The organism is Heterorhizobium halophytocola (assembly GCF_017873095.1).
Classification (GTDB): domain Bacteria; phylum Pseudomonadota; class Alphaproteobacteria; order Rhizobiales; family Rhizobiaceae; genus Allorhizobium; species Allorhizobium halophytocola.
In genome coordinates, this window is record NZ_JAGGJU010000005.1 from 349,784 (window position 1) to 374,012 (window position 24,229).

Here is a 24,229-nt window from a genome sequence, read left to right on the forward strand (position 1 = left end):
GAAAGCCGCAGATTGCTCTATTACCAAGTTTTCATCTGGCGGACAGTTCGCCGTAACCTGACAAGCCCTATATCTCTGTCATCCACCGCCCGGCATGACAAAGCATGCCCTGCAATAACGCTTCGAAAGAAGGGAAACATCACAATGAACCGTCTGACTGCAAATGCTCGCCTGACCAGGATCCTGCGGAACACCTCGGCCGTTGGATTGGCGGCCGTCATCGCTGCCGGCGCCCTGCCCGCCTTCGTCACCCCGTCCTACGCCGAAGCGGTCAAGGTCAACGCGCCGAGCATTCCGAGCTTCGCCGATGTCGTGAGCGCCGTATCGCCGGCCGTTGTGTCGGTGCGCGTCGAATCCGAAATCCAGCCGGCTGCGGCCGACAACAGCTTCTCGTTCGGCTGGGGCGGCCAGGGCTTCGACAGCCTGCCGGATGATCACCCGCTGAAGCGCTTCTTCAAGGAATTCGGCGACCAGGGCCAGAATGGCGACGACCATGGCGGTCCGCGCCACATGCAGCCGAAGGGCGGCAAGGGCAAGCTTCGCCCGACCGCCCAGGGTTCCGGCTTCTTCATCTCCGAAGACGGCTACATCGTCACCAACAACCACGTGGTCGATGATGGTGCCGCCTTTACCGTCGTCATGAAGGACGGCACCGAGCTGCCGGCCACGCTGGTCGGCAAGGACAGCCGCACCGACCTCGCCGTCCTGAAGGTTGACGCACCCAAGCAGAAATTCACCTATGTGAAGTTCGCCGACGACGACAAGGTGCGCATCGGCGACTGGGTGGTTGCCGTCGGCAACCCGTTCGGTCTCGGCGGCACCGTGACGGCCGGCATCGTGTCTGCCCGCGGCCGCGATATCGGCTCCGGACCCTATGACGACTACATCCAGATCGACGCTGCGGTGAACCGCGGCAATTCCGGTGGCCCGGACTTCAACCTCAACGGCGAAGTCATCGGCATCAACACCGCGATCTTCTCGCCGTCGGGCGGCAATGTCGGCATCGCCTTCGCCATCCCCGCCTCGCTGGCACAGAACGTGGTGCAGGAACTGATCAACAAGGGCAGTGTCGATCGCGGCTGGCTCGGCGTGCAGATCGAGGCCGTCACCAAGGACATCGCCTCGTCGCTCGGCCTTTCCGAACCGGAAGGCGCGATCGTCGTCGCACCGCAGGCCGGATCCCCCGGTGAAAAGGCGGGCGTCAAGCAGGGTGACGTGATCATCGCGGTCAACGGCGACAAGATCAAGGACAACCGCGATCTGGCCCGCAAGATCGGCAACATGCAGCCCGGCACGAAGGTCGAACTGTCGATCTGGCGCGACGGCAAGGCGATCAGCAAGTCCTTCGACCTCGGCAAGTTCCCGACCGACAAGCAGCTGGCCGCCGCCAACTCTGACGACCAGACCGAGCAGGAGACCGGCACCGACGGTGCGCTTGCCTCGCTCGGCCTCAACGTCCAGCCGTCGGATGATGGCAAGGGCCTGGCGATCACCGACGTCGATCCCAACTCGGATGCCGCCGATCTCGGCATCAAGTCCGGCGACACCATTGCCGCCGTCAACAACCAGGACGTCAACTCCGTCGAGGATGCCCAGAACGCCCTCGACGCCGTCAAGAAGGCCGGCCGCACCAAGGTTCTGGTGCTCGTCCAGACGTCCAATGGCAATCGCTTCGTGGCCCTGCCGCTCGGCGACGCCAGCGACGACGACAAGGGCTGATCCCATCCATCCCCTCGTCCCGGCGGTGCGTAACTCTGCCGCCGGGATATCAAAGGCGGGCGCTGTGCGGCATGACCCTTCCTGCACGGCGCCCGTCTTCGTTTTCCCTTCCGCAGATATCCCAGGAGTTTCCTCATGATGTCGACATCACAAGACACAGGCAAAACCGCTGACCCGGCTTGTGCCGACAAGGCGGCGGGCGGTAGTGTCGCGCACATGAAGATACTTGTCATCGAGGACGACCTCGAAGCCGCAGCCTATATGAGCAAGGCTTTCCGCGAGGCCGGGATCGTCGCCGACCATGCCAGCGACGGCGAAAGCGGCCTGTTCCTGGCCAGCGAAAGTACCTATGACGTGATGGTCATCGACCGTATGCTGCCGCGGCGCGACGGTCTGTCGGTGATTTCCGAGCTGCGCCAGCGCGGCGTCAATACGCCGGTGCTGATCCTGTCTGCGCTCGGCCAGGTCGATGACCGCGTCACCGGGCTTCGCGCCGGCGGCGACGACTACCTTCCCAAACCCTATGCCTTTTCCGAACTGCTGGCCCGTGTCGAGGTTCTCGGCCGCCGAAAGGGGACGCCCGAGCAGGACATGATCTATCGGGTCGGCGATCTCGAGCTCGACCGGTTGTCGCACGAGGTCCGCCGCGCCGGCCGCGAGATCCTGCTGCAGCCGCGAGAGTTCCGCCTGCTCGAATACCTGATGAAGAATGCCGGCCAGGTCGTCACCCGCACCATGCTGCTCGAGCATGTCTGGGACTATCATTTCGACCCGCAGACCAATGTCATCGATGTCCATGTCTCGCGCCTGCGCTCCAAGATCGAGAAGGACTTCGGCAAGCCTTTGCTGAAGACCGTGCGCGGGGCCGGCTACATGATCAAGGACGAGGGCTGAGGCCAGGCATGCAAAGGCTCGGCATCCTGTTCAAGTCGACAGCGGTCCGCCTCTCGGCGGTCTATATCCTGCTGTTTGCCATCTGTGCCGCCTTTCTGGTCTTCTACGTCACGGCCCTGTCGCAGCGCCTGCTCGACCAGCAGACCCAGGAAAGCCTGCTGGGCGAAGTCAAGGAAGTGCAGCGCGCCTACGAACGCGGCGGCATGAACTACTTGGTGGCGATGATGGAGCGCCGCGCCAGCCAGCCCGGCGCCAATCTCTACGTCATCGCGAGCCCGGTCGGTGAAATCCTCGCCGGCAATGTCGCCTCCGTCGCCCCCGGCGTGCTTGCCCGCCTCGGCTGGACCGATCCGCCCTTCCACTACAAGCGCTACACGATCAGCGACAATGACGACGACGACCGCCGCCATGTCGCGGTCGCCAACGTGTTCAAGCTCGATAACGGCCTCAGGATCCTGGTCGGGCGGGATCTCGGCGAACCGACCAAGTTCCGCGGCCTTGTCCGTCGCGCCCTGATGGTGGCGCTGGCGATCATGGGTCTCGGCGCGCTGGTATTGTGGTTCGCGATCGGCCGCAATGCGCTGCGCCGGATCGACAGGGTCTCGGCCGCCAGCAAGCGGATCATGGCCGGCGATCTCTCCCAGCGCCTGCCGGTCAGCGGCTCCGGCGACGAGTTCGACCGTCTGTCCGAGGGGCTCAACGCCATGCTCGGCCGCATCGAAAAATTGAACGAGGGCTTGCGCCAGGTCTCCGACAATATCGCCCACGACCTGAAGACGCCCCTGACGCGGCTGCGCAACAAAGCCGCCAATGCGCTCGACGAAGATGACGAGGCCACCCGGCGTGCCGCGCTCGACGGCATCATCGGCGAATCCGATCTGCTGATCCGCACCTTCAACGCGCTGTTGATGATCAGCCGCGTCGAGGCCGGTTCGATCGCCGCCGAACTCAGCGATGTCGATCTCTCGGCGATCGCGGCGGATGCCGTCGAACTCTACGAGCCCGTGGTCGAGGATGCCAATCTGGTGCTGACCGGCTCGGTTGCGCCCGGCATCAGCATCCGCGCCAACCGCGAACTGATCGGCCAGGCGATCACCAACCTGCTCGACAACGCGATCAAATATGCCGATGGCGGCCCCGACAACGAGATTCATCTGTCGCTCACCCGTCGCCCCGACTGTGTGGTGATCGGCGTGCGCGATCACGGCCCCGGCATTCCGCTCGACCAGCACGAGGAGGTGGTCAAGCGCTTCGTCCGGCTCGATGCCAGCCGCTCCAAGCCCGGCACCGGGCTCGGCCTTTCGCTGGTGCGGGCCATCATGTCGCTGCATGGCGGCCGCCTCGAACTGACCGCCACCGATCCGTCGAACGAGACCCATCCCGGCCTGACGGCGACCATGATCTTCCCGACCAAACTCCCCTAGCGATTTTCCCTGACGGCATGGGGTGACGTCCGTCCGCGAAGCACGTAAACCGGGTTGGTCCGCATCGTGGAGGAGCAGGATGTCGAACCAGAATGTGCGGTTGCGCGACGTCGAACCCGGCGTGCTGCAGCCGTTCAACCAGGCCGAGCTGAAGTCGGTCGCCGCCAGCCTGAAATCCCTTGCGCGCGACCACCCGGAGCTTGCCGCGTGTCTCGCCGAATCCGGTCCGCTGCGCGACATGCTGACCGCCGCCCTCACCCTTTCGCCCTATCTGCGCGATAGCGTGGCGATGGAGGCCGACCTGCTCGCCCGCGCGCTCGCCGAACCGCTCGAACCGCTGCTGTCGCATATCGTGCGCGAAGCCCGCGACGCCTGGAAGCCGGATGCGGCGGCAATGCCCCTCTCCGACGGCGTGCTGATGACACGGCTCAGGATCGCCAAGCGCCGCCTGTCGCTGCTGACGGCGCTGGCCGATCTCTTTCGCCTGTTCGATGCCCGCCAGACGACCCGCTGGCTGAGCGCGCTTGCCGACGCCGCGGTCGCCGCCGCCGTCGACCACCTGCTGCTGTCGGGAGAACAGAGCGGCAAGCTGAAGATCGCCGATCACGCCCGCCCCTCCCATGGCAGCGGCCTGATCGCGCTCGGCATGGGCAAGCTCGGCGCCTGCGAACTCAACTATTCCTCCGACATCGATATCGTCATCTTCTTCGAACCGGATGCCGGCATTCTCATCGATCCGGAGGATGGCACCGAGACCTATAGCCGACTGATGCGCCGTCTGGTGCGCATCCTGCAGGAGCGCACCGGCGACGGCTATGTCTTCCGCACCGATCTGCGGCTGCGCCCGGACCCGGGCTCGACGCCGCTGGCGGTACCCGTCGAAGCCGCCCTTCTCTACTATGAGGGGCGCGGCCAGAACTGGGAACGCGCCGCCTTCATCAAGGCCCGCCCGATCGCCGGCGATCTCGCGGCCGGCGAGACCTTCCTTGGCGAACTCAGACCCTTCGTCTTCCGCAAATATCTCGATTATGCAGCGATTGCCGACATTCACGCGATCAAGCGGCAGATCCATGCCCACAAGGGTCACGACGCGATCAAGGTAAAGGGTCACGACATCAAGCTAGGCCGCGGCGGCATCCGCGAGATCGAATTCTTCGTCCAGACCCAGCAGCTGATCGCCGGCGGCCGCATGCCGGCTTTGCGGGTCAAGGGCACCGAGGACGGGCTGAAGGCGCTCAACCAGGCAAACTGGATCGATGATGCGACCACCCGCGAACTGACCGTCTGCTACTGGTTCCTGCGCGATGTCGAACACCGGCTGCAGATGGTGCGCGACGAACAGACCCATCTTCTGCCCGAGAGCGACAACGAGCTTCGCCGCATCGCCCTGATGCTCGGCTTTGCCAATTCCAGGGCTTTTGCCATCGAACTCGAGGCCGTGCTCGGCACGGTGGAGCAGCGATATGGCAAGCTCTTCGAAGCCGAGGAAACCTTGTCGGGCGTTGCCGGCAATCTCGTCTTCACCGGGCAAAAGGACGATCCGGGCACGCTGAAGACGCTGGCAGCGCTCGGCTTCGAACGGCCGGAAGACATGTCGCGGATCATCCGCACCTGGCACAATGGTCGCTACCGCGCGACCCACTCCGTCGAGGCGCGCGAGCGGCTGACGGCGATCATGCCGAACCTGCTGCGCATCTTCGGCGAGAACCGGCGGGCGGACGAGGCACTGCTGCGCTTCGACAGTTTCCTCAAGGGACTGCCGGCCGGCATCCAGCTGTTCTCGCTGCTGTCGAACAATCCGCCCTTGCTGGAGCTGATGGTCAAGGTCATGGCCGCCGCCCCAAGGCTCGCCGACATCATCGCCGGCCGGCCGCATGTGTTCGACGGCATGCTCGATCCGGCCTTGCTGGTCGAGTTGCCGACCCGCGACTATCTCGCCGCCCGGCTGTCGGCCTTTCTCGATCCGGCGGGTCATTACGAGGAGATCCTCGACCGTCTCAGGATCTTCGCGGCCGAACAGCGCTTCCTGATCGGAATCCGGCTGCTCACCGGCGCGATTACCGGCGGAGATGCCGGCCGCGCCTTCACCGATCTTGCAGAGCTGGTGATCACCGCCACGCTCGACGCGGTGCGCCGCGAGATGGACAGGGCCCACGGGGTCTTTCCCGGCGGCGAGGTGGCGCTGATCGGCATGGGCAAGCTCGGCAGCCACGAACTGACCGCCGGCTCCGATGTCGATCTGATCCTGCTCTACGACTATGACGAACAGGCCGATGCCTCGCTCGGCCCGCGATCGCTCGATGCGACGCGCTATTTCACCCGCCTCACCCAGCGCCTGATGGCGGCCCTCTCGGCCCCGACCGCCGAAGGCGTGCTCTACGAAGTCGACATGCGCCTTCGCCCGTCCGGCAACCAGGGCCCGGTCGCCACCCGCATCGGCGCGTTCGAACGCTACCAGCGCGAGGAGGCCTGGACCTGGGAGCACATGGCGCTGACCCGCGCCCGGGTGGTCGCCGGTGACGCCGGCCTGACGGCGCGGGCCGAGACGATCATCGCCAGTGTGCTTGCCACCCGGCGCGACCCCGCAAGGCTTGCCGCCGATATCCGCGAGATGCGCGACCTGATCGAACAGGAAAAGCCGCCTCGCGACATCTGGGATTTCAAGCTGATCCCCGGCGGCCTGATCGATCTCGAATTCATCGCCCAGCATCTCGTCCTCTCGGCACCGAGGCGGGGCGATATACCGGATGCGAAAAGGCTTTCAACCGCCGACCGGCTTTCGCTGCTCGGTCCGGCGACGATCGCCCCTGCCGATCTCGATCTCTGTCAGACGGCGCTGCGTCTGTTCAGCGATGTGTCGCAGGTGATCCGCCTCTGCATCGACGGCCCCTTCGAACCGGACACGGCACCGGCCGGCCTGATTGATCTTATCATCCGCAGTGCCGGCACACGGGATCTTGCCACTCTGGAGGAACAGGTCCGCGACCTCTCCGCCGCCATCCGCGGCATTTTCGACAGAAGCGTTCGCCCGCCAGCCTAGCCCCTCTGCCGCATCTTCCGACGCCCGTACGCCGCACTTGCGCGCTGTCCTTCAGCCTGTCTTGCAAGGCCTTGTATCATCGCGATGCAAGATAAGGCGCATTCTTACCATCCCGACAATCGATCCTTAATACCTCGTCCCTAATGTTCCAAGTTCTTATGGAATTCCATAGCAAGGCGAGGGGCCCTGCCAATGTCATTTTCAGACCGGATACGCACGGCCTACCGCAATCTCGTATCCTTTCTCAGCGTTCCGAATGACAGCCCGGTGCTGACCGTCGCGCAGTTCGAGGCCCTCTCGCGCCAGGTCCCGCTCCTCTACATCATCCTTGCGGTCAACATGCTGACGGTGGCCTGGACCCATCGCCAGGTCGCCCCCGACTGGATGGTCGTCTATATTCCCGCCGCCTTCTGCGGCATCTGCGCCCTTCGCGGCTACAGCTGGTACAGCCATCGCGATGTCGCCGTCACGCCGGAGCACGCCTATGCCAGGCTTCGGGCGACCAATCGCCTCGCGCCACCGATCACCGCCGTCTTCGTGATCTGGGCGCTTGCCCTTTTCCAGCGCGGCGACGCCTATCAGCAGGCGCATGTCGCCTTCTACCTGGCGGTCACCGTCATCGGCATCATGCTGTGTCTGATGCATCTGCGCTCGGCCGTGCTGCTGGTCTCGACCATCGTCACCTTGCCGTTTCTGGTCACCATGGCGCTGTCGGGGCGGGAAAGCTTCCTGGCCACCGCGATCAACATCGTCTTCGTCAGCGCCGCGCTGATCCTCGTCATCCACGCCCATTACAACGACTTCCGGCAGTTGGCCCTGTCGCGGCAAGCGCTCGAAGAGCGCAATGCCGCGGTGCTGTCGCTGTCCGACGAGAATATGCGGCTTGCCAATCTCGACAGCCTCACCAAGCTGTCCAATCGCCGCCGCTTCTTCCACAATCTGGAGCGCGCCTTCACCAGGGCCCGGGGACAGAACGGCCGGCTTGCGGTCGCCATCGTCGACCTCGACGGGTTCAAGCCGATCAACGATCTCTACGGCCATGCCGTCGGCGACAAGGTGCTGGCCGAGATCGGCCTGCGCCTGGCCCGCTTCGAAGGCGACGACCTGCTGATCCACCGCCTCGACGGCGACGAATTCGCGCTGCTGATGACCTGCGCCGCGCTCGACGAAAGCCACATCATCACGCTCAGTACGCAGATCTGCGATGCGATTGCAGCCCCGATCGCCCTTGCCAACACGATGGTCCAGATCACCGGCTCGCTCGGCGCGGCCATCTATCCGAATGTCGGCTCCAGTGGCCAGGACCTCTACGAGCGTGCCGATTATGCGCTTCACACCGCCAAGCGCCAGCAGCGCGCCGGCATCGTCCTGTTCAACCAGCAGCAGGCCGACGAGCTGTCGCGCCAGCAGGTGGTCGAAGAGGCGCTGGCAACCGCAGACCTGGCCCAGGAACTCAGCCTCGCCTTTCAGCCGATCATCGACGTCCAGACCGGCCGGGTTGCCGGATTCGAGGCGCTGGCCCGCTGGACCAGCCCGCAGCTCGGGCGCGTGTCGCCGGGCGAATTCATCCCGGTCGCCGAGCAGAGCGGCCGCATCACGCTGATCACGCGCATGCTGCTGGACAAGGCGCTTGCCGTTGCCGCCACCTGGCCGAAGGACGTCTATCTGTCGTTCAACCTGTCGTCCCATGATCTGGCAAGCAGCGACGGCATGCTGCGGCTTCTCGCCTCGGTGGAGGCCGGCGCGGTCGACCCGTCGCGGATCAATTTCGAGATTACCGAGACGGCCGTCATGTATGATTTCGAGCAGACGCGCTCATCCATCCAGATGCTGCGCCATCTGGGCGCCGGCGTGTCTCTCGACGATTTCGGCACGGGCTATTCGAGCCTCAGCCATATCCACCGCCTGCCCCTCACCCGGATCAAGATCGACCGGTCTTTCGTCAGCAACATCCAGTCGCTGCAGTCGAGCATGAAGATCGTCCGCTCGGTACTGACGCTCTGCTTCGAGATGGATCTGGACACGGTGGTCGAAGGGGTGGAAACCGATCAGGAGCTGTTCACCGTCGAGGCTCTCGGCGCGCGCTTCGTGCAGGGCTTCCATTTCAGCGCCCCGATCAGTGCCGAGGAGACGCTTCCAGCCATTGCCCGGCTCTGGTGTCAGCCGGCCGCCAACCGTCGCATCGCCTGAGGGCAAGGTTCACGCCGCCACGCGCCCCAGTCAGCCGGCATCCTTGTCTGCCAGCAGCGCCTGCAGCCTTGCCTCCTCGTCGGCCGACAGCCGGTCGGCAGGCGAAGGCGGACGCCGCCGGGTATAGACGAACATCGCGACAGCACCGATCAGCAGAAGCACCAGCGGTGCGCCCCAGAGAATATAGGTCTTGGCGGTGAAACGCGGTTTCAGCAGCACGAATTCGCCATAGCGTGACACGACATAGTCGATCACCTTGCGGTCGCTGTCGCCCTGCACCAACCGCTCGCGCACCAGCACCCGCAGGTCGCGTGCCAGATCGGCATTGCTGTCGTCGATCGACTGGTTCTGGCAGACCATGCAGCGCAGCTGGGCCGAGATTTCGCGGGCCCGATGCTCGAGTTTCGGATCGGACAGGACCTCGTCCGGATTGACGGCAAAGGCCGGCGCCGCCGCCGTGAAGGCCGCGACCACCAGCATCAGGGCCAGCGCGCCGCGTCTCAGGCGACCGGCCGTCTTTGCCTTTGCCTGCAAGGCCGTCATTCCGCCGCCTCCAGCGCGCCGGCCGGCGTCGCCCGCGCGCTGCGCTTCGGCGCGCCGATGCGCAGACGCCGGTCCGACAGCGAAACCGCGCCGCCGAGCGCCATGATCACCGCGCCGAACCAGATGCACAGGATCCACGATTTCCACCAGATGCGCACCACCATGCCGCCATCCTTCGACGGATCGCCGAGCGACACGTAAAGCTGGCTGAGACCGAAGGTGCGGATACCGGCTTCCGTCGTCGGCATGCGTCTCGCCGTATAGAGCCGCTTGGAGGAAATCACCTCGCCGCGCGACAGGCCATCCTCGCGGATGTCGAAATGCCCACGGTCCGCGGTGAAGTTCGGTCCGGTCGCGGATGTCAGCCCCTTGAAGGTCAGTGAATAGCCGCCGGCCTCCACCGTGTCGCCGGGCTTCATCTCGGTGACCATTTCCGTCGAGAAGGTCGATGCGGAGACAATGCCGATGACGCTGACGCCGAGCCCCAGATGGGCGAGCGCCGTGCCATAGGCCGAGCGCGGCAGGCCGGCAAAGCGGCGCCAGGCAACGGCAAAGGCAAGCTTTTGAAAGCCGGAGCGGATGAACAGATCCGACAAGGCGCCGAACACCAGGAAAAAGCCGGCCGCGAGTCCGAGCAGCGCCAGCACCGGCCCGCCGTTTTCGACATACCAGAGGATGGCGCCGGCGACGAAGGCGAGCGCTGCGGCCGCATAGAGCCGCTGCAGCGCGCCCAGGAGGTCGCCGCGCTTCCAGGCCAGCATCGGGCCGAACGGCACGAAGACCAGAAGCGGCACCATCAGCAGGCCGAAGGTGAGATTGAAGAAGGGCGGTCCGACGGAAATCTTGTCGCCCGTCAGCGTCTCGAGGATCAGCGGATAGAGCGTGCCGATCAGTACGGTGGCGGTCGCAACCGTCAGGATCAGGTTGTTCAGCACCAGCGCGCCTTCGCGCGAGATCGGCGCAAACAGACCGCCGCTTTTCAGCATCGGCGCGCGCAGCGCAAACAGCGTGAAGGCGCCGCCGATGAAGATCGTCAGGATGCCGAGGATGAATACCCCGCGCGACGGATCGGTGGCAAAGGCATGCACCGAGGTCAAGACGCCGGACCGCACCAGGAAGGTGCCCAGCAGCGACAGCGAAAAGGTGAGGATCGCCAGAAGCACGGTCCAGATCTTCAGCGCCTCGCGCTTTTCCATCACCAGCGCCGAATGCAGCAGCGCCGTGCCGGCCAGCCAGGGCATGAAGGAGGCGTTTTCGACCGGATCCCAGAACCACCAGCCGCCCCAGCCGAGTTCGTAATAGGCCCAATAGGAGCCCATGGCGATGCCGCAGGTCAGAAACATCCAGGCGGTCAGCGTCCAGGGCCGCACCCAGCGTGCCCAGGCCGCATCGATGCGCCCGTCCATCAGGGCGGCGATGGCGAAGGAAAAGCTCACGGAAAAGCCGACATAGCCGAGATAAAGCAGCGGCGGATGAATGGCGAGGCCGGCATCCTGCAACACCGGATTGAGATCCTGGCCCTCGGCCGGCGCCGGCCAGAGCCTGAGGAACGGATTGGAGGTAAACACGATGAACAGGATGAAGGCCGTGGCAATCCAGGCCTGCACCGCCAGCACATTGGCCTTCAACCGTTCCGGCAGATTGCCGCCAAAGACCGCGACCATAGCCGAAAACAGCGACAGGATCAGCAGCCAGAGCATCATCGATCCCTCGTGATTGCCCCAGACGGCGGAAAAGCGATAGACCGTCGGCATCAGCGAATGGGAGTTCTCCCACACGTTCTTCACCGAAAAGTCCGAGGCGAGATAGGCCCAGGTCAGCGTTCCGAAAGAGAACACGACAAGCCCGAACATCGCGATCGTGCCGGTGGTGGCGACCGCCATCATCGCGCCGTCGCCGCGCCTGGCGCCGATCACCGGCAGGATGGACACGATCAGGGCGGCGGCCAGCGCCAGCACCAGTGCGTAATGGCCAAGTTCGATGATCATTGCACCGCCTCCTTGGCCGAAGCCGCCTGGCCTTCCCACACACCGTCCTTCTTCAGCCGGTCCGCAACCTCTTTCGGCATGTAATTCTCGTCATGCTTGGCAAGCACCGTGTCGGCAACGAAGGTATGGCTGCCGTCGAACGAGCCTTCGGTGACCACCCCCTGCCCCTCGCGAAACAGGTCCGGCAGGATGCCGGTATAGGTGACCGGCACCGTCGCCTTGCCGTCGGTCACCGAAAAGGTCACCGTCTTGCCCTGCCCGCGCACCACCGTGCCATCGGCCACCAGGCCGCCGAGCCGGATGCGCGTGCCCGGCCCAACGCTCGTGGTCTGCAGGTCGCCCGGCATGTAGAAATAGGCGATTGTCTGGCCGAAGGCGAACATCACCAGCAGCACGGCGGCAATGATGAAGCTCATGCCACCGGCAATCACGGCGAGACGTTTCTGCTTGCGGCTCATTTCAGCGCATCCTCCACCGGCAGCTTCAAGGTCCGTGCCTCGGCCAGCAGGGTCTTGCCTTGCTCGCTGTCGGGCGGAAAGGCGGCTAGTCCGCGTTTCAGCGCATCGAGCGCCTTGGCCTGCTCGTCCAGCATGGCATAGGAACGGACGAGACGCGACCATCCCGCCGCATTGTTCGGGTCATCGCGCAGCTTGGCATCGAGACTGTCGACCATGCCGCGGATCATCTGTTCGCGGTCCTTGCCGCTCATCTGGTTGGCGGCGGCGACATCGGCAGCGCTCGGATTACCCGGTGCGCTCGCCACGCTGCCCTCGGTCGCCGCGCCGGCACCGCCCGCCGGTGCCGCGGCGACCGTGCCGCCATTGGCCTCGACATGCCGGTTGACCACCTCAAGCCAGGGGGCATCCTTCGGCGACGTCTCTACAATCGCCTCGAAGGCCGCGCGCGCCTCGTCCTTCTTGCCCGACTGTTCCAGCGCCAGCGCCAGATAATATTGCGCCTGCGGATCGTCGGGGGCGAGCTTCAGGGCCTTTTCGAATGCGCTGCGCGCCTCGTCGGTCACCACGCCTTCGGCCTGCGCGATCACCGCCTCGCCAAGCCCCTTCAGCCGCACGGCATTCTCGCCGAGCAGCCGGATGGCATTGCGATAGGCGAGGTCGGCGTCGCCGAACCGGCCCATGCGCATGTAGATCGGCGCCACGACATCCCAGCCGGAACCATCATCGGGGTTGGCCGCCAGATGCTTTTCAACCTTGGTGACGAGCAGCGCCAGATTGTTGCCGGGATTTTCAAGCCGGGCTGCGAGCGGCTGGTCGGGAATGCCGGGCGCGCCGGTGCCGAGATAGAGGCCGAGCGCGATCACCGGCAGGAGGACGATGACGAAGACCTGCGCCAGGCGATGCCGCCCGTCCACGCCGGCCGCGGCCTGCTCCTCCTCGTGGCTGACGGCGATCAGCCGACGGGCAATCTCGGCGCGCGCATAATCGGCGTCCTCGGGCGCGATCGTGCCGGTTTCCCGGTCCCGTTCGAGTTCCCCCAGCTGGTCGCGGTAGACGGCGGCCTCGCCGGCGGAGACGGTCGCGACAACCTCCCTGCTGCGCCAGAGCGGCAGAAGCAGGAAGAGCGCGACCACAAAGGTCAAAATCGCGGCGGCAATCCAGAATGTCATGAGGCCCAATTAATCCAACCCGTCCGGCTTTCCAATCACCAAACGGCCGATGACGAAGAGTTGAGGCGATTGGCCGCAAGCCGGTGCATCGAATGCGTTCGCCGAACACGCTTCCATGTCGCGCAAGCCGCACCCCGTCTGGCGCCCGTCGCATCCGGCCGGCAAACCGATTCGGGCTCGATCAGCCCGCGCCAGCGCCTCAGGTCAGGGGCGTCCAGGTGCCCTTGTCGTTGCGGCAGGCAGCCCCGCGCGCCTCGACGGTCTTGCCGTTGGCGGTCAGCTTGTGGCTGTACTGGCGGCAGTTCTGCGCCCCCACCTGATAGGGCGCATTGGCCACCACCTCGCCGCCGACGCCGTCGGCGCCCTGCCATGTCACCGGCTGTCCGCCGGGCGACGCTTCCAGCGCCCTGTATTCGGCTTCCAGCGCGCGCTCACGGTCACCGCTCGACAGCTGCACATTGGTGCGCTTGACGATCCCGCCCTGCAGCGAGGCGATATAGACCGAGGACGAGCTCTTGTGCGACAGGCCGCCAAGCAGCGACGTCGAGGTCGCTGCGGCCGGTTGCGGCCCGTTGGGGGCCTTCGTCGCGCAGCCCGCGGGCACGGCCGCGGCCGCCACAACGAGAAGCGCGCATTTGCTCAGTCCTGCCACATGTATCCCCATCGGTTAAGCCATCGATCCTGTCTGCTGCCCAGCAGAAATGGCATCATTAAGGCCGGTTCGGGTCACCCAAGCTTAACCCCGTTGCGTCTCGCGTGTCACCCCCGGCAGGAGCAGTCGCGCGCGAAGCCCGCCCATTCGCGACCGGTCTAACTCAAATGAGCCCTGATATTCCAGTGAAATCTCCTTGACGATCGAGAGACCGAGGCCACTGCCCGGCCGCGTCTCGTCCAGCCGCCTTCCGCGCTTCATCGCCTCTGCGGCCTGGTGCGGCTCCAGACCCGGACCGTCGTCCTCGACCGTCACCATCACCAGATGGCGCCGCGTCCCGTCGGCGGCGGGCTCCTGGCTGCCTTCGGCCACCGCCGACACAGACACCCGGCCTTCGGCATAGCGGGCGGCGTTTTCGAGCAGATTGCCGACCGTCTCCTCCAGATCCTGCGCCTCCAGCGCCAGCATCAGTCCGGGCGGATCGATATGCAGCGTGAACTCGGTCGCGGGATTGAGCTTGCGCATCACCCGCACCATCCGCTCCAGCACCGGCGCCACCTCGCAGCGTGCCAGCACCGAGCCCTGCTGGGCGGCAATCCGGGCCCGGTTCAGATAGCTCGTCACCTGCGCCTGCATCGCATCCGTCTGGCTGCGCACCAGCTGCCCTTGTTCGGGCGGAAGGGTGCGCGCCTCATTGATCAGCACGGCAATCGGTGTCTTCAGCGAATGGGCCAGATTGCCGACCTGCATGCGAGCCCGGTCGACGATCCGCCGGTTGCTGTCGATCAGCGCATTGACCTCGTTGACCAGCGGCAGGATCTCGCGCGGGAAATTGCCCTCCAGCTCGTTGGCCGCGCCGGCGCGGATCCGCTCCAGCGCCTGCTTGGCGTCCTTCAGGGGCCTCAGGCCCGAGAGAATGCCGAACGCATTGAGCGCCAGCCCGACAATGCCGAAGACCGCCAGCGCGATGTAAAGCCGGCGCTCGAATCGGGCGATCTCGCCTTCCAGTTCGTTCAGGTTGCCGGTCACGCGAAACCGCGCCGCCTGGTCGGAATTGTCGAGCACCACTTCCGTCTCGTCGACGCGCAGCCGGTTTCCGGCATAGTCGCGCAGCTCGTAGAATCGCTCGTAGTTTTCGTCGAAGGGGATCTCCGCGACGCTCGGCACCGGCAGCGAATTGACCCCGAGCGAGGTCGAGGTCAGCCTCACCGAGGCAAAGCTGCCGAGCGGTTCGACCAGCCAGTAGAAGCCGGTGGCGGGCTGGGAGAATTTCAGGTCCCCCAGTTCCGGAGAACCGTTCAGATTGCCGTCGTCGCCGATGGTGATCGAATTGATCACGTTGAACAGCTGGGCATGCAGCAGATGGTTGAACGACCGCTCGGCGCCCTGCCGGTAGAGCGCCGAAATGACAATCGCAATGGTGATCAGCGCCACCGCCGACCACAGTGTCGCCAACAGCAGGACCCGCTCGGTGAGCGACCTAATCCGCATGGGCGGCAGGTTGGGCGCCGGAATTGGCGGCGGGCGGCTGTATCCGGTAGCCGAGACCGCGCACCGTCTCGATCAGGTCGATGCCGAGCTTCTTGCGCAGACGCCCGACAAACACCTCGATCGTGTTGGAATCGCGGTCGAAATCCTGATCGTACATGTGCTCGACCAGTTCGGTGCGCGACACCACCTCGCCCATGTGATGCATCAGATAGGAGAGCAGCCGGAATTCGTGCGAGGTGAGCTTCAGCGTCGCTCCCGACACCGTCACCTTCGACGACTTGGTGTCGAGATGCACGGGGCCGCAGACGATTTCCGAGGAGGCATGACCGGCAGCCCTGCGGATCAGCGCGCGGATGCGGGCCAGCACCTCTTCCAGATGGAAGGGCTTGGCGACGTAATCGTCGGCGCCGGCATCGATGCCGGCCACCTTGTCGCTCCAGCGGTCGCGGGCGGTCAACAGCAGCACCGGCATGGTGCGCCCGGCCTTGCGCCACTGTTCCAGCACCGTGATGCCGTCCATCTCGGGCAGACCGATATCGAGAATCACCGCGTCATAGGGCTCGGTGTCGCCGAGAAAATGCCCCTCCTCGCCGTCGGATGCGGTATCCACCACATAGCCGGCTTCCTGCAGGGCCTCGGCCAGCTGGCGGTTGAGATTGATATCGTCTTCCACGACGAGAATGCGCATGCGTCCCCCTTGGGCGTCGTCTTCGTCTTGTCTGACCGCTGCGGCCGCGCAACGCCTTGCGGCGTTATGCTGACCGGCGGTCGGTGTTCACACTCGACCGGCAGCCGGCCTTACCTGGCGGGCACCCGCACCGTCACCTTGCGCGGACGCTGGTTGCCATTGCCCGGCACCAGCACGGTAACGACGCAGGAATTGCCGGACGGTTGCACCGACAACAGCTGCCCGCCCGTCTGGCCGACGGCGCGTCCCGCGGCCGAACGGCAGTCCACCCCGTCGCCTCCATTGGCGGCACCGCCGCGGCTGCGGTTATTGTCGTTGCGCTGCTGCACCAGGATCAGGGGAGCACCCTCGTCCGCCGAGGCGACAACCGGCAAGGAAGGCGCCGCGATCACACTGGCCAGAACAGCCGCAAGGAGGGTGAAAGCCATTTGCACACTCTTCGTTCCGGAGTTTCAATGGTCACTATGTAACCGACCGGGTCTGAATGGCAAATGAATAGGCCCGATATCCAGGGTGTTCGACGGCGCTCCCCCGCGCGCGACCGCGAAGGCGGCAGCTTTCGCCGGGGTTTCGAGCGATGGGGCACGCCATCGCCAGGGCGCGTCCGGGCGCCACGAACTCCGGCCGCACAGAGCCATCTCAGCGATCGGAACGAAAGCTCCGCAAGACCGTTATCCGCCACCGAGACATGGTGTCTCGCAACAGGAGAACGACAATGGGCAGCACTGCAGACAAGGTTTCCGGCAAGGCCAACGAAATCGCCGGCAAGGCGCGCCAGAGCGCCGGCAAGGCCCTCGGCAACGAGGAAATGCAGGTCAAGGGCATGGCTCAGGAAACCAAGGGCGACGCACAGCAGGCCAAGGGCGAAGCCAAGGACGCGGTCAAGAAGGTCGTCGACAAGGCTTGATCCGCTCCGTTTGCGTGGGCGGCAAGGTGCCGCCCCGGCAAACGATATCTACGAGGTCCGGCGCCTGCGCGGCATCGCGCAGGCCCAATCGGCCGCTTCGCATGGTGACCGACCTGCCGTTAATCGGCACCGGCCACATCACCGCGCCCGACCGTCACCTGGCCCTGCGCACGCCTCGCCGCCGCGCGCCAAGCAGGCCCAGAAAGCTTACCGTCAATGCGGCGACCGACAGGCCGCCGATCCCTGGCGGAAAGCCGTTGCCCAGCATCAGACCGTAGTTCGACCAGACCAGCAGGATCTGCAGCCCCGCGATCCCGAGCGCGGTCGCCACGGCAAGCGGGTTGTTGCGCGCACCCACGCCGCCCTGCCGCAGATAGGCAAACACGAAGGGCACGATCAGCAGGGACTGCAACACCAGGAAACAGATCTCCAGAACCGGCGACAGCTCCCCGATCGCCATCGGTGCCACCATCGCCAGAAGGTTGAGCAGCAGCACGGTCGCCATCTCACTGAGCACGATCGGCCAGATCAGGATCTCCAGCGGCGCCGTTGCCGACGGCGGCGTCCCAGCCGATACGGCCCGCTGCCAGACGGCCTGCCACAGGCCGGCGGCCAGCACCAGCAGCCCCACCGACAGCACAAGCAATCCGCCGCCCAGCGCCCAGATCGACGGCGATAGCGCTCCGCCGCGCGACATGTCGAACGCGGCGGCGAGAGCCGACGGCAATCCGGCCAGGACCGGCATGCACCACAACAGCCAGAAGCCGTTGCGCAGCCCGGTCAGGCGGATGCGATCCGAAAGAAAGAGAAAGATGGCGGTCGCGCCGACATAGCTGCCGACGGCAAGCGGCGGGAAGAGATCGAATTCGGCCGGCACCAGTCCGCCGGCGGCCAGGCTTGCGGCAATGCCGCGCCCTTGCAGCGCCGCCAGGGCGAGCACGAGCAGTTTGACGACGATCCTGCCGATCCGGCGCAGACGATCGTCCCGCCCCCAGTCCGGCCGATAGGGCACCAGCCGCGCAAGCTCGATCCAGCCGAACACGGCCAGCAGCGGCCCCGTGCCAAGGGCAAAGATCGAAATCCGGGCGATCGCACCGGGTGCCATATTGGCCAGCACCTTCGGATCGGCCCCCGGCAGCGGAATATGCGTGCCGACAGCATAGACGACCGCAACGGCTGCGAAGATCGCGATGGCGCGCGCTGAAGACATGAAACCGTTCCCCTGATCCGTGATCTGGCCTGATGGCAGGTGTCCCGGACGGTCGACAGAATTATCTCCGCCCACCGTCCGGCCCGACAAAAAGACAGAACACGGCCTAAATACGGCGGTGAGGGCGCAATCGCGGGTTCTACCCGGCCCTTTCACCGTCATATCCGCGAAGTGCCCTGCCGGGCACCGCGCGGGTTCGCGGTCGGGGCTCAGCCGTTGATCGCCGTGAAGGTGCTTTCATAGCGGCCCTCGCGCTCGGCATTGCGCTGGAACGCCACCCGTTCGACCAGGATCTCGTCCGGCACCCGGTCCTGCGACAGGATCTGCACCACTTCGGCAATGAAGGCATCGAGCGGCAGCGCCATCGGCGCCTTCGACTGGCCCGGCGTCAGTTCGGTGGCGACCAGCGGCGGTGCGATTTCATGGACTCGCACCGACGTGTCTTTCAACTGATGCCGCAGTCCCTGCGACCAGGAATGGATCGCGGCCTTGGTCGCCGAATAGACGGGGTTCTGCGCCCGCGGCACGAAGGCGAGGCCGGAGGAGACGGTCAGCAGCGCGGCCTCCGGACGGCTGCGCAGATGCGGCAGAAGGGCCGCGGCCAGATGGATCGGCGCCGTCAGATTCGTCGCAATGGTGCGATCGGCAACATCGGTGGACACCGTGTCGGCGGTATAGTCCTCGGCTTCCATGATGCCTGCATTGAGGATCACCGCATCGAGATCGGCATGCTCGGCCAGAAGCTGCGCCGGAAACGCTGCCAGTGCAGCGGCATCGGTCACGTCCAGCGGATAGCCGGCCATCTCGGGATTGCGGTCGAGGGCCGCCTGCAGGGATTGCGGATTGCGCCCGGTGATGATGATCCGGTTGCCCTTGGCCTGCAGTGCCTCGGCAAGCGCCAGGCCGATGCCGGAATTGCCGCCGGTGATCAGGATCTTGCGATTGGTAAACGCCATGGGAAGGATGCCTTTTGTCCGTTGAAGATGGCGCAGATATGCCCTTCATGGTATCTTCTGGAAAGTAGGCACCTGAAATATCTATAGTTACTCAAAAGAGAGTATATTGTTATGACTGCGAAATCTCCCTGCGATGCGTTCGAGGACCCGCCGCCCACGACGCCGGAACTCGACCGGCTGGTGACCGAGATCATCGGTCGGGTCGCCGACAAGTGGACCATGCTGCTGATCGAGATCCTCACCGAGAACGGCGATTGCCGCTTCGGCGAACTGTCGCGCCGCTGTGAGGGCATCAGCCAGAAGATGCTGACCCAGACCCTGCGGGCGATGGAACGGGACGGGCTGGTGACGCGGACGGTCTATCCGGTCGTGCCGCCAAAGGTCATCTACGCATTGACCGATCTCGGACTGGGCCTCAGCAAGGCGTTTTGCGGGGTCTGGATCTGGGCCGAGGGCAATCAGGCCCGCATCGAGGCGGCGCGCCGGAGCTACGACACCCGCGAGCCGTGAGGCCATCGGCGGAATGCGGATCGGTCTGCACGAGACCGACCCGCCAGACAGGTCGCGCCCGGCGCCCCCGCCCTGATCCTCAGCCGATCGACTTCGTCGCCGCCAGCCGGCCCCAGATGGCCAGCAGGCCACCGACCGCGCCGGCCAGCGTCACCGCGGTATCGGCCAGATCGCCCTGCAGGCCCTGGTCGAGATCGAGCCCGCCCAGTTGCAGCAGCGGCGCCGCCACTGCGATCAACCCGCCCCAGACGGTGCGCGAGGTATACCAGGTCTTCGTCGTGTCCATGCCATGTCTCCTTTTGCTCTTCGGGATGAAAGCGGGTGGCGGTCACGGGCGGATTTCGGCGCTGGCCGAAACCCCCTCCGGCACCTTGCGGCCGAGTTGGCGCACGCGGATCGCAAGGGTTGTCTGCCGACCGCCGAAATCGGCAATCTCGTCGCCCGCCGGATAGGTCCAGCCGGGTGCCGCCGTCTCGACGCTGCGTTTGACATTCTGGCCGGAGAGGATCTCCAGCCGGTAGCGTTCCTCCGGCTCGTCCAGCGCAATGTCGCGCGCCGCCCAGTCGTCGGCGTCGATCCGGCCGCGCCGTAGCCAGGAGAAGACAATCTCGCCCCCCGCCCCGCGCGCGCCGCGCAGATGCACCGGTGCCAGCGGCGTTGCCGCCCGAAGACCCGCCGTCACGGCAACCGGCGGCAGTCCGCCGCCTGCCCGCCCCACCGGGTCGGCGATCCAGTCGAGCGGCAGGCCGACCTCGTCCGGGGTCAGTCCGAGCGGCGTCACCGCAGTGTCGAGCAGGACGACACGGGCGCCCGGATCGGCGCCTTTTGCCATCTGATCCTCGCTGCCGGCCAGTCCGCGCAGCAGCGTCGCCAGCCGCCAAACGCCCGGCGCCGTCTCGACGGCGTCGGCAAAGCCGATCACCTCGAAGCCGCCGCCCGTGCTGGCAATCGCCATCCGGTTGGCACCGTTCAACACCGCCGCTTCGCTCGCCGACGAGAGCGCGCCGTAGCTCAGCAGCAGCAGAACCGCGTTCGCCCGGTCGAAGCGACCGACAGGTCCGGGCAACAGCGTCGCGGTCAGCCGGCCGATCACCGCCGGCCGCTCGATCACCACCCGGTCGGCATAGGTCTCGCCGTCCGGCGCCGAGGAGAGCGCGATGCGGCGGAAAGGGCGGGTGAGCGCCGCCACCCGGGCAAAGCCCGTTTCTGGACCCGGTTCGAAAGCCGGCAGGTCGAGATAGACGATCTCCGGCGCAAAGCCTTCGCTGGCCCGGCTGCCTGCTGCCGCATCCTCGGTCTGGCCGGCGCCTGCCGGTCTCGGCGCGGCAGCCATCCGGTTGAGCGTCAGCGCCCGTGCCAGCCCGTCCTCGATCCGGGTGACCAGATAGCGCCCGTCCAGCGGCGCGCCGAAGCGCAGCACATCGCCGGTTTCCACCCCGATCTCGCCCGGCCCGAGCGACAGTTCCAGCCGGTAGCGGGCCATGCGGTCATCGCGCAACATCGCCTCGACGGCGAGCAGGGCCGTCTCCTCCGGCAGCACGGCCGGCAGGTCGGTCGCGATCACCCGGTCGGTCGCAGCGGCGATCCGGCGCGAGCGCACGCTTGCCTCCTTGTAGTCGCCGGCCTCGTCGAAAAAGGTCAAAAGCGCCGCGCCCGCATGGTCGGCGTCGTGTCCGCGCGTCTCGGTAAACAGCGGCTCGCCGTCGAGATCGGCCAGCACCTCCAGCGTCGTCGCCGGCAGGCTCACCTTGTGGCGCGCACGCAGGACAAGCGTTTGGCCGCGCGGAAAGATATCGAGCGAAAACGCCGCCGCCAGCGGCTCCAGCATCGCCCGTGCCGACGTCACCTGCGCCTGGGCATAGCCGGTCAGGTCGCCCGACACGCCGGACACATCGACATCGGCAATCCCGTGATCGGCAAGGATCGCCGCGATGACCGCGGACAGCGTGCCGGCCCCCAGCCGCGCGTTCAGCCAGTGGCCGGTGCGCCAGTTGTTGCCGTCGGCAAACAGCTCCCGGTCGAAGGGAAAGGCCGGATAGGGACGCGCATCGTAGGCCCAGACGAACAGCCGGTCGGCATCGACCATGCCGGCCGGCCGCTCCGGCGCCTGCCAATAGCGATGATGCGCTTCCAGAAACCGCCTCTGCATGGCGTCGTCACGCGCCCCGCTGGAAAAATGGGGCAGCGCGCTTTCGGCCGATTTCGGATCGGGAAACACATTCGGCTGGTTGGCCCCCTTGTCGACGGCCGGGCAGCCAAGCTCGGTGAACCAGACCGGCTTCATCCCCGCCTGCCAGCCGGTCGGCTGGCCAAGCTCCACGCCGCCCCGCCGCTCGTAATGGCGGTTGCCCCACCAGGCCTCGATATCCTTGGGGCGGTAGACCCAGGGCTTGCCCGCGGCACCGTCGGTGATCGGGGTGCGTATGCGCAGTCGCCGGTCCGCGTCACCGGCATAATACCAGTCGAACCCCTCGCCGCCGGCGATCTGGCGCATCAGCCCGTCCGGATCACCGGCACTGTCGAACCCGTCCGGGCTCGCCGCAGCCAGATCCGCCTCGCGCCAGTCGGCCAGCGGCATGTAATTGTCGATCCCGACGGCCGTGATGGCGGCATTCGCCCAGAGCGGATCGAGATGGAAATAGACGTCACCGGCGCCATCCTCCGGCTGGTGGCCGAAATACTCGCTCCAGTCCGCCCCATAGGTGATCGCGCAGGCGTCGCCCAGAAGGCTGCGCACCGCTTCTGCCAGCGCCACCAGCTGCTCGACGAAGGGAAAGCCGTCGAGCCCGTCGCGCAACGTCGTCAGCCCGCGCAGCTCCGAGCCGATCAGGAAGCCGTCGACCCCGCCGGCCGCTTCTGCCAGCAGCGCATAATGCAGGATCATCCGGCGATAGCTTTCCTCCTGGCCGTGATAGGCCACGCGCCCGCCCGAGACCGTGAAGTCCGCAGCCGTCGCCGCGCCGCAAAAGGCGGCGATCTCGGTTCTTGCCGCATCAGTTCCGTCGGTTGCCCCGCCGCGTCCGGGCGCCACCGCCCCGGTGATCCGCCCGCGCCAGGGATAGGCCGCCTGCTCTGCCCCGCCATAGGGGTCGGCGAGCCCGTTGCCTTCAGGCACATCCATCATCAGGAAGGGATAGAGCGTCACCTCCAGCCCGCGGGCCTTCAGGTCGCGGATCGCCTCGACCACGCTCTGGTCATCGGGCGTCCCGCCAAAGGCCGGGCCGCCGGCATGGTGGCTGACCGGATGGGCATCGCCCCTGCCCAGCCCGCTCACCTGCCAGGCCCGGCTTTCATTGCGGCTGGAAACCTCCACGCCCGGCACGATCCGGCATTCGCCGGCCCGCAGGTCCGTGCCGAACCATGTGACCACCAGCGCCACGCGCTTCAGGTTCGGGCAGAGCGCCTGCAATTCGTCGAGAGAGGCCGTCCAGTCGGTGTTGGCCACAAGCGTGTTGCGGTTGATGATCCGCGCCGCGCCGTCGCCGGTCTTCTCTGTCACGCGCGTCGTCGCATAGCCGTGCTCGGTGGCACCCGGAATGATCGTGATCGCGCGCAACTGCCCCTCCAGCGCGCCGACCGGCCGGACCACCTCGAATTGCAGCACCGGAATGCGATTGCCGAAATCGTCGAGCGGCAGCCGCTCGAACACCACATAGGCAAGCCCTCGATAGGCGGGCGCCATGCCCTCGCCCTGCTTCGCCTCGATCAGCGGATCGGGCAATTGCTGCTCGTCGCCCCGATAGACGCGCATCTCGACATCCCCGAGATCCAGTTCGCGCCCGTCGGCATAGACGCGCCGCACCAGCGCGATCGGCCCTTCGCAAAGCCCGACGGCGATATTGGCGAAATAGCGGTAGGTCTTCACCCGGGTGCCCGACGCCTTGCCGCCCTGCCGTTCGACATTCACCGCCTCCTCGAACCGGGTCGCCCAGATCAGCGTGCCTCCGATCCGCATGGTGCCGTAGACCCTTGCGATCGCCGTGCCCTCGGAGGCGCCGGGAATGCGCGCGGTGGCCAGCCGGCTGCCGGAGCGTGTCGAGCCGCCGCCGATCAGCGCCCTGTCGACGAGATTGCCGGCCAGCGCCCCGGCGGCGCGCCCGAAGATCGCGCCCAGGGGTCCGAAGACCCCGCCAAGCGCCGCCCCCGCTGCCTGAAACAGAATGGTTGCCATGTGCCGTCCTCGCTGCCCCCGAAATCGCCCGACCGCGCCCGTCCGATGGCCGCAGCCACGGCCCCCCGCGCGATAGCCCCCACCAAAGCCCTCACCAACGGCAGGGCAGTCGCATATTGGAAGCGCCCCTCCCCACAAGGGGGAGGGCTTAATCCAGTCACACCGTCGGCGAATAGAAAACGAGCGGCTCCCGCGGATATTCTCCCCCCTTGTGGGGGA

19 protein-coding genes are annotated in these 24,229 nt (G+C 66.1%); 7 read left to right on the forward strand and 12 right to left on the reverse strand.

Going from position 1 to position 24,229, the window contains the following annotated elements:
• Nucleotides 1-144: 144 nt before the first annotated feature.
• The 5 genes from J2Z17_RS11490 to J2Z17_RS11510 all read left to right on the forward strand — a co-directional run bounded on the left by J2Z17_RS11490 (nucleotide 145) and on the right by J2Z17_RS11510 (nucleotide 9,267).
• Nucleotides 145-1,719 carry a Do family serine endopeptidase gene (locus tag J2Z17_RS11490; protein ID WP_209945027.1) on the forward strand — a complete coding sequence of 525 codons (1,575 nt, stop codon included), beginning with the start codon at nucleotides 145-147 and terminating at the stop codon, nucleotides 1,717-1,719.
• A 135-nt stretch (nucleotides 1,720-1,854) separates the two neighbouring features.
• Nucleotides 1,855-2,613, forward strand: a complete 759-nt coding sequence (locus tag J2Z17_RS11495; RefSeq protein ID WP_280923360.1) for a response regulator transcription factor — start codon at nucleotides 1,855-1,857, stop codon at nucleotides 2,611-2,613.
• 8 nt (nucleotides 2,614-2,621) lie between these two features.
• Nucleotides 2,622-4,037: a sensor histidine kinase gene (locus J2Z17_RS11500; protein ID WP_209945032.1), complete on the forward strand. Its 1,416-nt coding sequence runs from the start codon at nucleotides 2,622-2,624 to the stop codon at nucleotides 4,035-4,037.
• Between the two features lie 79 nt (nucleotides 4,038-4,116).
• Nucleotides 4,117-7,077, forward strand: coding sequence for a bifunctional [glutamine synthetase] adenylyltransferase/[glutamine synthetase]-adenylyl-L-tyrosine phosphorylase (locus J2Z17_RS11505; RefSeq protein ID WP_209945034.1), 2,961 nt, complete (start codon nucleotides 4,117-4,119; stop codon nucleotides 7,075-7,077).
• Nucleotides 7,078-7,269: 192 nt separating this feature from the next.
• The gene (locus J2Z17_RS11510; protein WP_209945036.1) at nucleotides 7,270-9,267 is read left to right on the forward strand and encodes a putative bifunctional diguanylate cyclase/phosphodiesterase; all 1,998 of its coding nucleotides are present in this window, start codon (nucleotides 7,270-7,272) and stop codon (nucleotides 9,265-9,267) included.
• A gap of 30 nt (nucleotides 9,268-9,297) precedes the next feature.
• On the opposite strand, the gene J2Z17_RS11515 is transcribed toward J2Z17_RS11510, so the two are convergent.
• The 8 genes from J2Z17_RS11515 to J2Z17_RS11550 form a co-directional block, all read right to left on the reverse strand.
• Nucleotides 9,298-9,810 (reverse strand): cytochrome c-type biogenesis protein, encoded by a 513-nt coding sequence (locus tag J2Z17_RS11515; RefSeq protein ID WP_209945038.1) that lies wholly within the window; start codon nucleotides 9,808-9,810, stop codon nucleotides 9,298-9,300.
• Nucleotides 9,807-11,798, reverse strand: coding sequence for a heme lyase CcmF/NrfE family subunit (locus J2Z17_RS11520; RefSeq protein ID WP_209945040.1), 1,992 nt, complete (start codon nucleotides 11,796-11,798; stop codon nucleotides 9,807-9,809). The genes J2Z17_RS11515 and J2Z17_RS11520 overlap by 4 nt, the downstream gene beginning before the upstream one ends.
• Nucleotides 11,795-12,256, reverse strand: coding sequence for a cytochrome c maturation protein CcmE (gene ccmE, locus J2Z17_RS11525; protein ID WP_209945042.1), 462 nt, complete (start codon nucleotides 12,254-12,256; stop codon nucleotides 11,795-11,797). Before ccmE ends, J2Z17_RS11520 begins: the two co-directional genes overlap by 4 nt.
• Entirely contained in the window at nucleotides 12,253-13,425 is a 1,173-nt protein-coding gene (ccmI, locus tag J2Z17_RS11530; protein WP_209945044.1) for a c-type cytochrome biogenesis protein CcmI, read from the reverse strand. Before ccmI ends, ccmE begins: the two co-directional genes overlap by 4 nt.
• A 199-nt stretch (nucleotides 13,426-13,624) precedes the next feature.
• Nucleotides 13,625-14,089 carry a hypothetical protein gene (locus J2Z17_RS11535; protein ID WP_209945046.1) on the reverse strand — a complete coding sequence of 155 codons (465 nt, stop codon included), beginning with the start codon at nucleotides 14,087-14,089 and terminating at the stop codon, nucleotides 13,625-13,627.
• A 72-nt stretch (nucleotides 14,090-14,161) separates the two neighbouring features.
• Nucleotides 14,162-15,568: an ATP-binding protein gene (locus J2Z17_RS11540; protein ID WP_209945048.1), complete on the reverse strand. Its 1,407-nt coding sequence runs from the start codon at nucleotides 15,566-15,568 to the stop codon at nucleotides 14,162-14,164.
• Nucleotides 15,558-16,256 carry a response regulator transcription factor gene (locus J2Z17_RS11545; RefSeq protein ID WP_209945050.1) on the reverse strand — a complete coding sequence of 233 codons (699 nt, stop codon included), beginning with the start codon at nucleotides 16,254-16,256 and terminating at the stop codon, nucleotides 15,558-15,560. The genes J2Z17_RS11540 and J2Z17_RS11545 overlap by 11 nt, the downstream gene beginning before the upstream one ends.
• Nucleotides 16,257-16,366: 110 nt before the next feature.
• Complete coding sequence (locus J2Z17_RS11550; RefSeq protein WP_209945138.1) at nucleotides 16,367-16,684, reverse strand: hypothetical protein; 318 nt, start codon at nucleotides 16,682-16,684, stop codon at nucleotides 16,367-16,369.
• Nucleotides 16,685-16,971: 287 nt separating this feature from the next.
• On the opposite strand from J2Z17_RS11550, the gene J2Z17_RS11555 reads away from it, so the two are divergent.
• On the forward strand, nucleotides 16,972-17,163 hold the full coding sequence (locus tag J2Z17_RS11555; protein WP_209945052.1) for a CsbD family protein: 192 nt from the start codon (nucleotides 16,972-16,974) through the stop codon (nucleotides 17,161-17,163).
• A 154-nt stretch (nucleotides 17,164-17,317) separates the two neighbouring features.
• On the opposite strand, the gene J2Z17_RS11560 is transcribed toward J2Z17_RS11555, so the two are convergent.
• The gene (locus tag J2Z17_RS11560) at nucleotides 17,318-18,373 is read right to left on the reverse strand and encodes a hypothetical protein (protein WP_209945054.1); all 1,056 of its coding nucleotides are present in this window, start codon (nucleotides 18,371-18,373) and stop codon (nucleotides 17,318-17,320) included.
• 209 nt (nucleotides 18,374-18,582) lie between these two features.
• Nucleotides 18,583-19,329 carry an SDR family oxidoreductase gene (locus tag J2Z17_RS11565; protein ID WP_209945056.1) on the reverse strand — a complete coding sequence of 249 codons (747 nt, stop codon included), beginning with the start codon at nucleotides 19,327-19,329 and terminating at the stop codon, nucleotides 18,583-18,585.
• 111 nt (nucleotides 19,330-19,440) lie between these two features.
• On the opposite strand from J2Z17_RS11565, the gene J2Z17_RS11570 reads away from it, so the two are divergent.
• Complete coding sequence (locus J2Z17_RS11570) at nucleotides 19,441-19,839, forward strand: winged helix-turn-helix transcriptional regulator (RefSeq protein ID WP_209945058.1); 399 nt, start codon at nucleotides 19,441-19,443, stop codon at nucleotides 19,837-19,839.
• 79 nt (nucleotides 19,840-19,918) lie between these two features.
• On the opposite strand, the gene J2Z17_RS11575 is transcribed toward J2Z17_RS11570, so the two are convergent.
• Together J2Z17_RS11575 and J2Z17_RS11580 are read right to left on the reverse strand one after the other, a co-directional pair.
• On the reverse strand, nucleotides 19,919-20,125 hold the full coding sequence (locus J2Z17_RS11575; RefSeq protein ID WP_209945060.1) for a hypothetical protein: 207 nt from the start codon (nucleotides 20,123-20,125) through the stop codon (nucleotides 19,919-19,921).
• A 42-nt stretch (nucleotides 20,126-20,167) separates the two neighbouring features.
• Nucleotides 20,168-24,010: a baseplate multidomain protein megatron gene (locus tag J2Z17_RS11580; protein WP_209945062.1), complete on the reverse strand. Its 3,843-nt coding sequence runs from the start codon at nucleotides 24,008-24,010 to the stop codon at nucleotides 20,168-20,170.
• Between the last annotated feature and the right edge of the window lie 219 nt (nucleotides 24,011-24,229).

Bases quoted from the DNA above. Each gene is read 5' to 3' on its own strand.
- J2Z17_RS11500 (WP_209945032.1), top strand. From the start codon at position 2,622: ATGCAAAGGCTCGGCATCCTGTTCAAGTCGACAGCGGTCCGCCTCTCG.
- J2Z17_RS11490 (WP_209945027.1), top strand. From the start codon at position 145: ATGAACCGTCTGACTGCAAATGCTCGCCTGACCAGGATCCTGCGGAAC.
- J2Z17_RS11570 (WP_209945058.1), top strand. From the start codon at position 19,441: ATGACTGCGAAATCTCCCTGCGATGCGTTCGAGGACCCGCCGCCCACG.
- J2Z17_RS11545 (WP_209945050.1), bottom strand. From the start codon at position 16,256: ATGCGCATTCTCGTCGTGGAAGACGATATCAATCTCAACCGCCAGCTG.
- J2Z17_RS11520 (WP_209945040.1), bottom strand. From the start codon at position 11,798: ATGATCATCGAACTTGGCCATTACGCACTGGTGCTGGCGCTGGCCGCC.
- ccmE (WP_209945042.1), bottom strand. From the start codon at position 12,256: ATGAGCCGCAAGCAGAAACGTCTCGCCGTGATTGCCGGTGGCATGAGC.
- J2Z17_RS11575 (WP_209945060.1), bottom strand. From the start codon at position 20,125: ATGGACACGACGAAGACCTGGTATACCTCGCGCACCGTCTGGGGCGGG.
- J2Z17_RS11565 (WP_209945056.1), bottom strand. From the start codon at position 19,329: ATGGCGTTTACCAATCGCAAGATCCTGATCACCGGCGGCAATTCCGGC.
- J2Z17_RS11515 (WP_209945038.1), bottom strand. From the start codon at position 9,810: ATGACGGCCTTGCAGGCAAAGGCAAAGACGGCCGGTCGCCTGAGACGC.
- J2Z17_RS11505 (WP_209945034.1), top strand. From the start codon at position 4,117: ATGTCGAACCAGAATGTGCGGTTGCGCGACGTCGAACCCGGCGTGCTG.
- J2Z17_RS11495 (WP_280923360.1), top strand. From the start codon at position 1,855: ATGATGTCGACATCACAAGACACAGGCAAAACCGCTGACCCGGCTTGT.
- ccmI (WP_209945044.1), bottom strand. From the start codon at position 13,425: ATGACATTCTGGATTGCCGCCGCGATTTTGACCTTTGTGGTCGCGCTC.
- J2Z17_RS11540 (WP_209945048.1), bottom strand. From the start codon at position 15,568: ATGCGGATTAGGTCGCTCACCGAGCGGGTCCTGCTGTTGGCGACACTG.
- J2Z17_RS11550 (WP_209945138.1), bottom strand. From the start codon at position 16,684: ATGGCTTTCACCCTCCTTGCGGCTGTTCTGGCCAGTGTGATCGCGGCG.
- J2Z17_RS11535 (WP_209945046.1), bottom strand. From the start codon at position 14,089: ATGGGGATACATGTGGCAGGACTGAGCAAATGCGCGCTTCTCGTTGTG.
- J2Z17_RS11555 (WP_209945052.1), top strand. From the start codon at position 16,972: ATGGGCAGCACTGCAGACAAGGTTTCCGGCAAGGCCAACGAAATCGCC.
- J2Z17_RS11560 (WP_209945054.1), bottom strand. From the start codon at position 18,373: ATGTCTTCAGCGCGCGCCATCGCGATCTTCGCAGCCGTTGCGGTCGTC.
- J2Z17_RS11510 (WP_209945036.1), top strand. From the start codon at position 7,270: ATGTCATTTTCAGACCGGATACGCACGGCCTACCGCAATCTCGTATCC.
- J2Z17_RS11580 (WP_209945062.1), bottom strand. From the start codon at position 24,010: ATGGCAACCATTCTGTTTCAGGCAGCGGGGGCGGCGCTTGGCGGGGTC.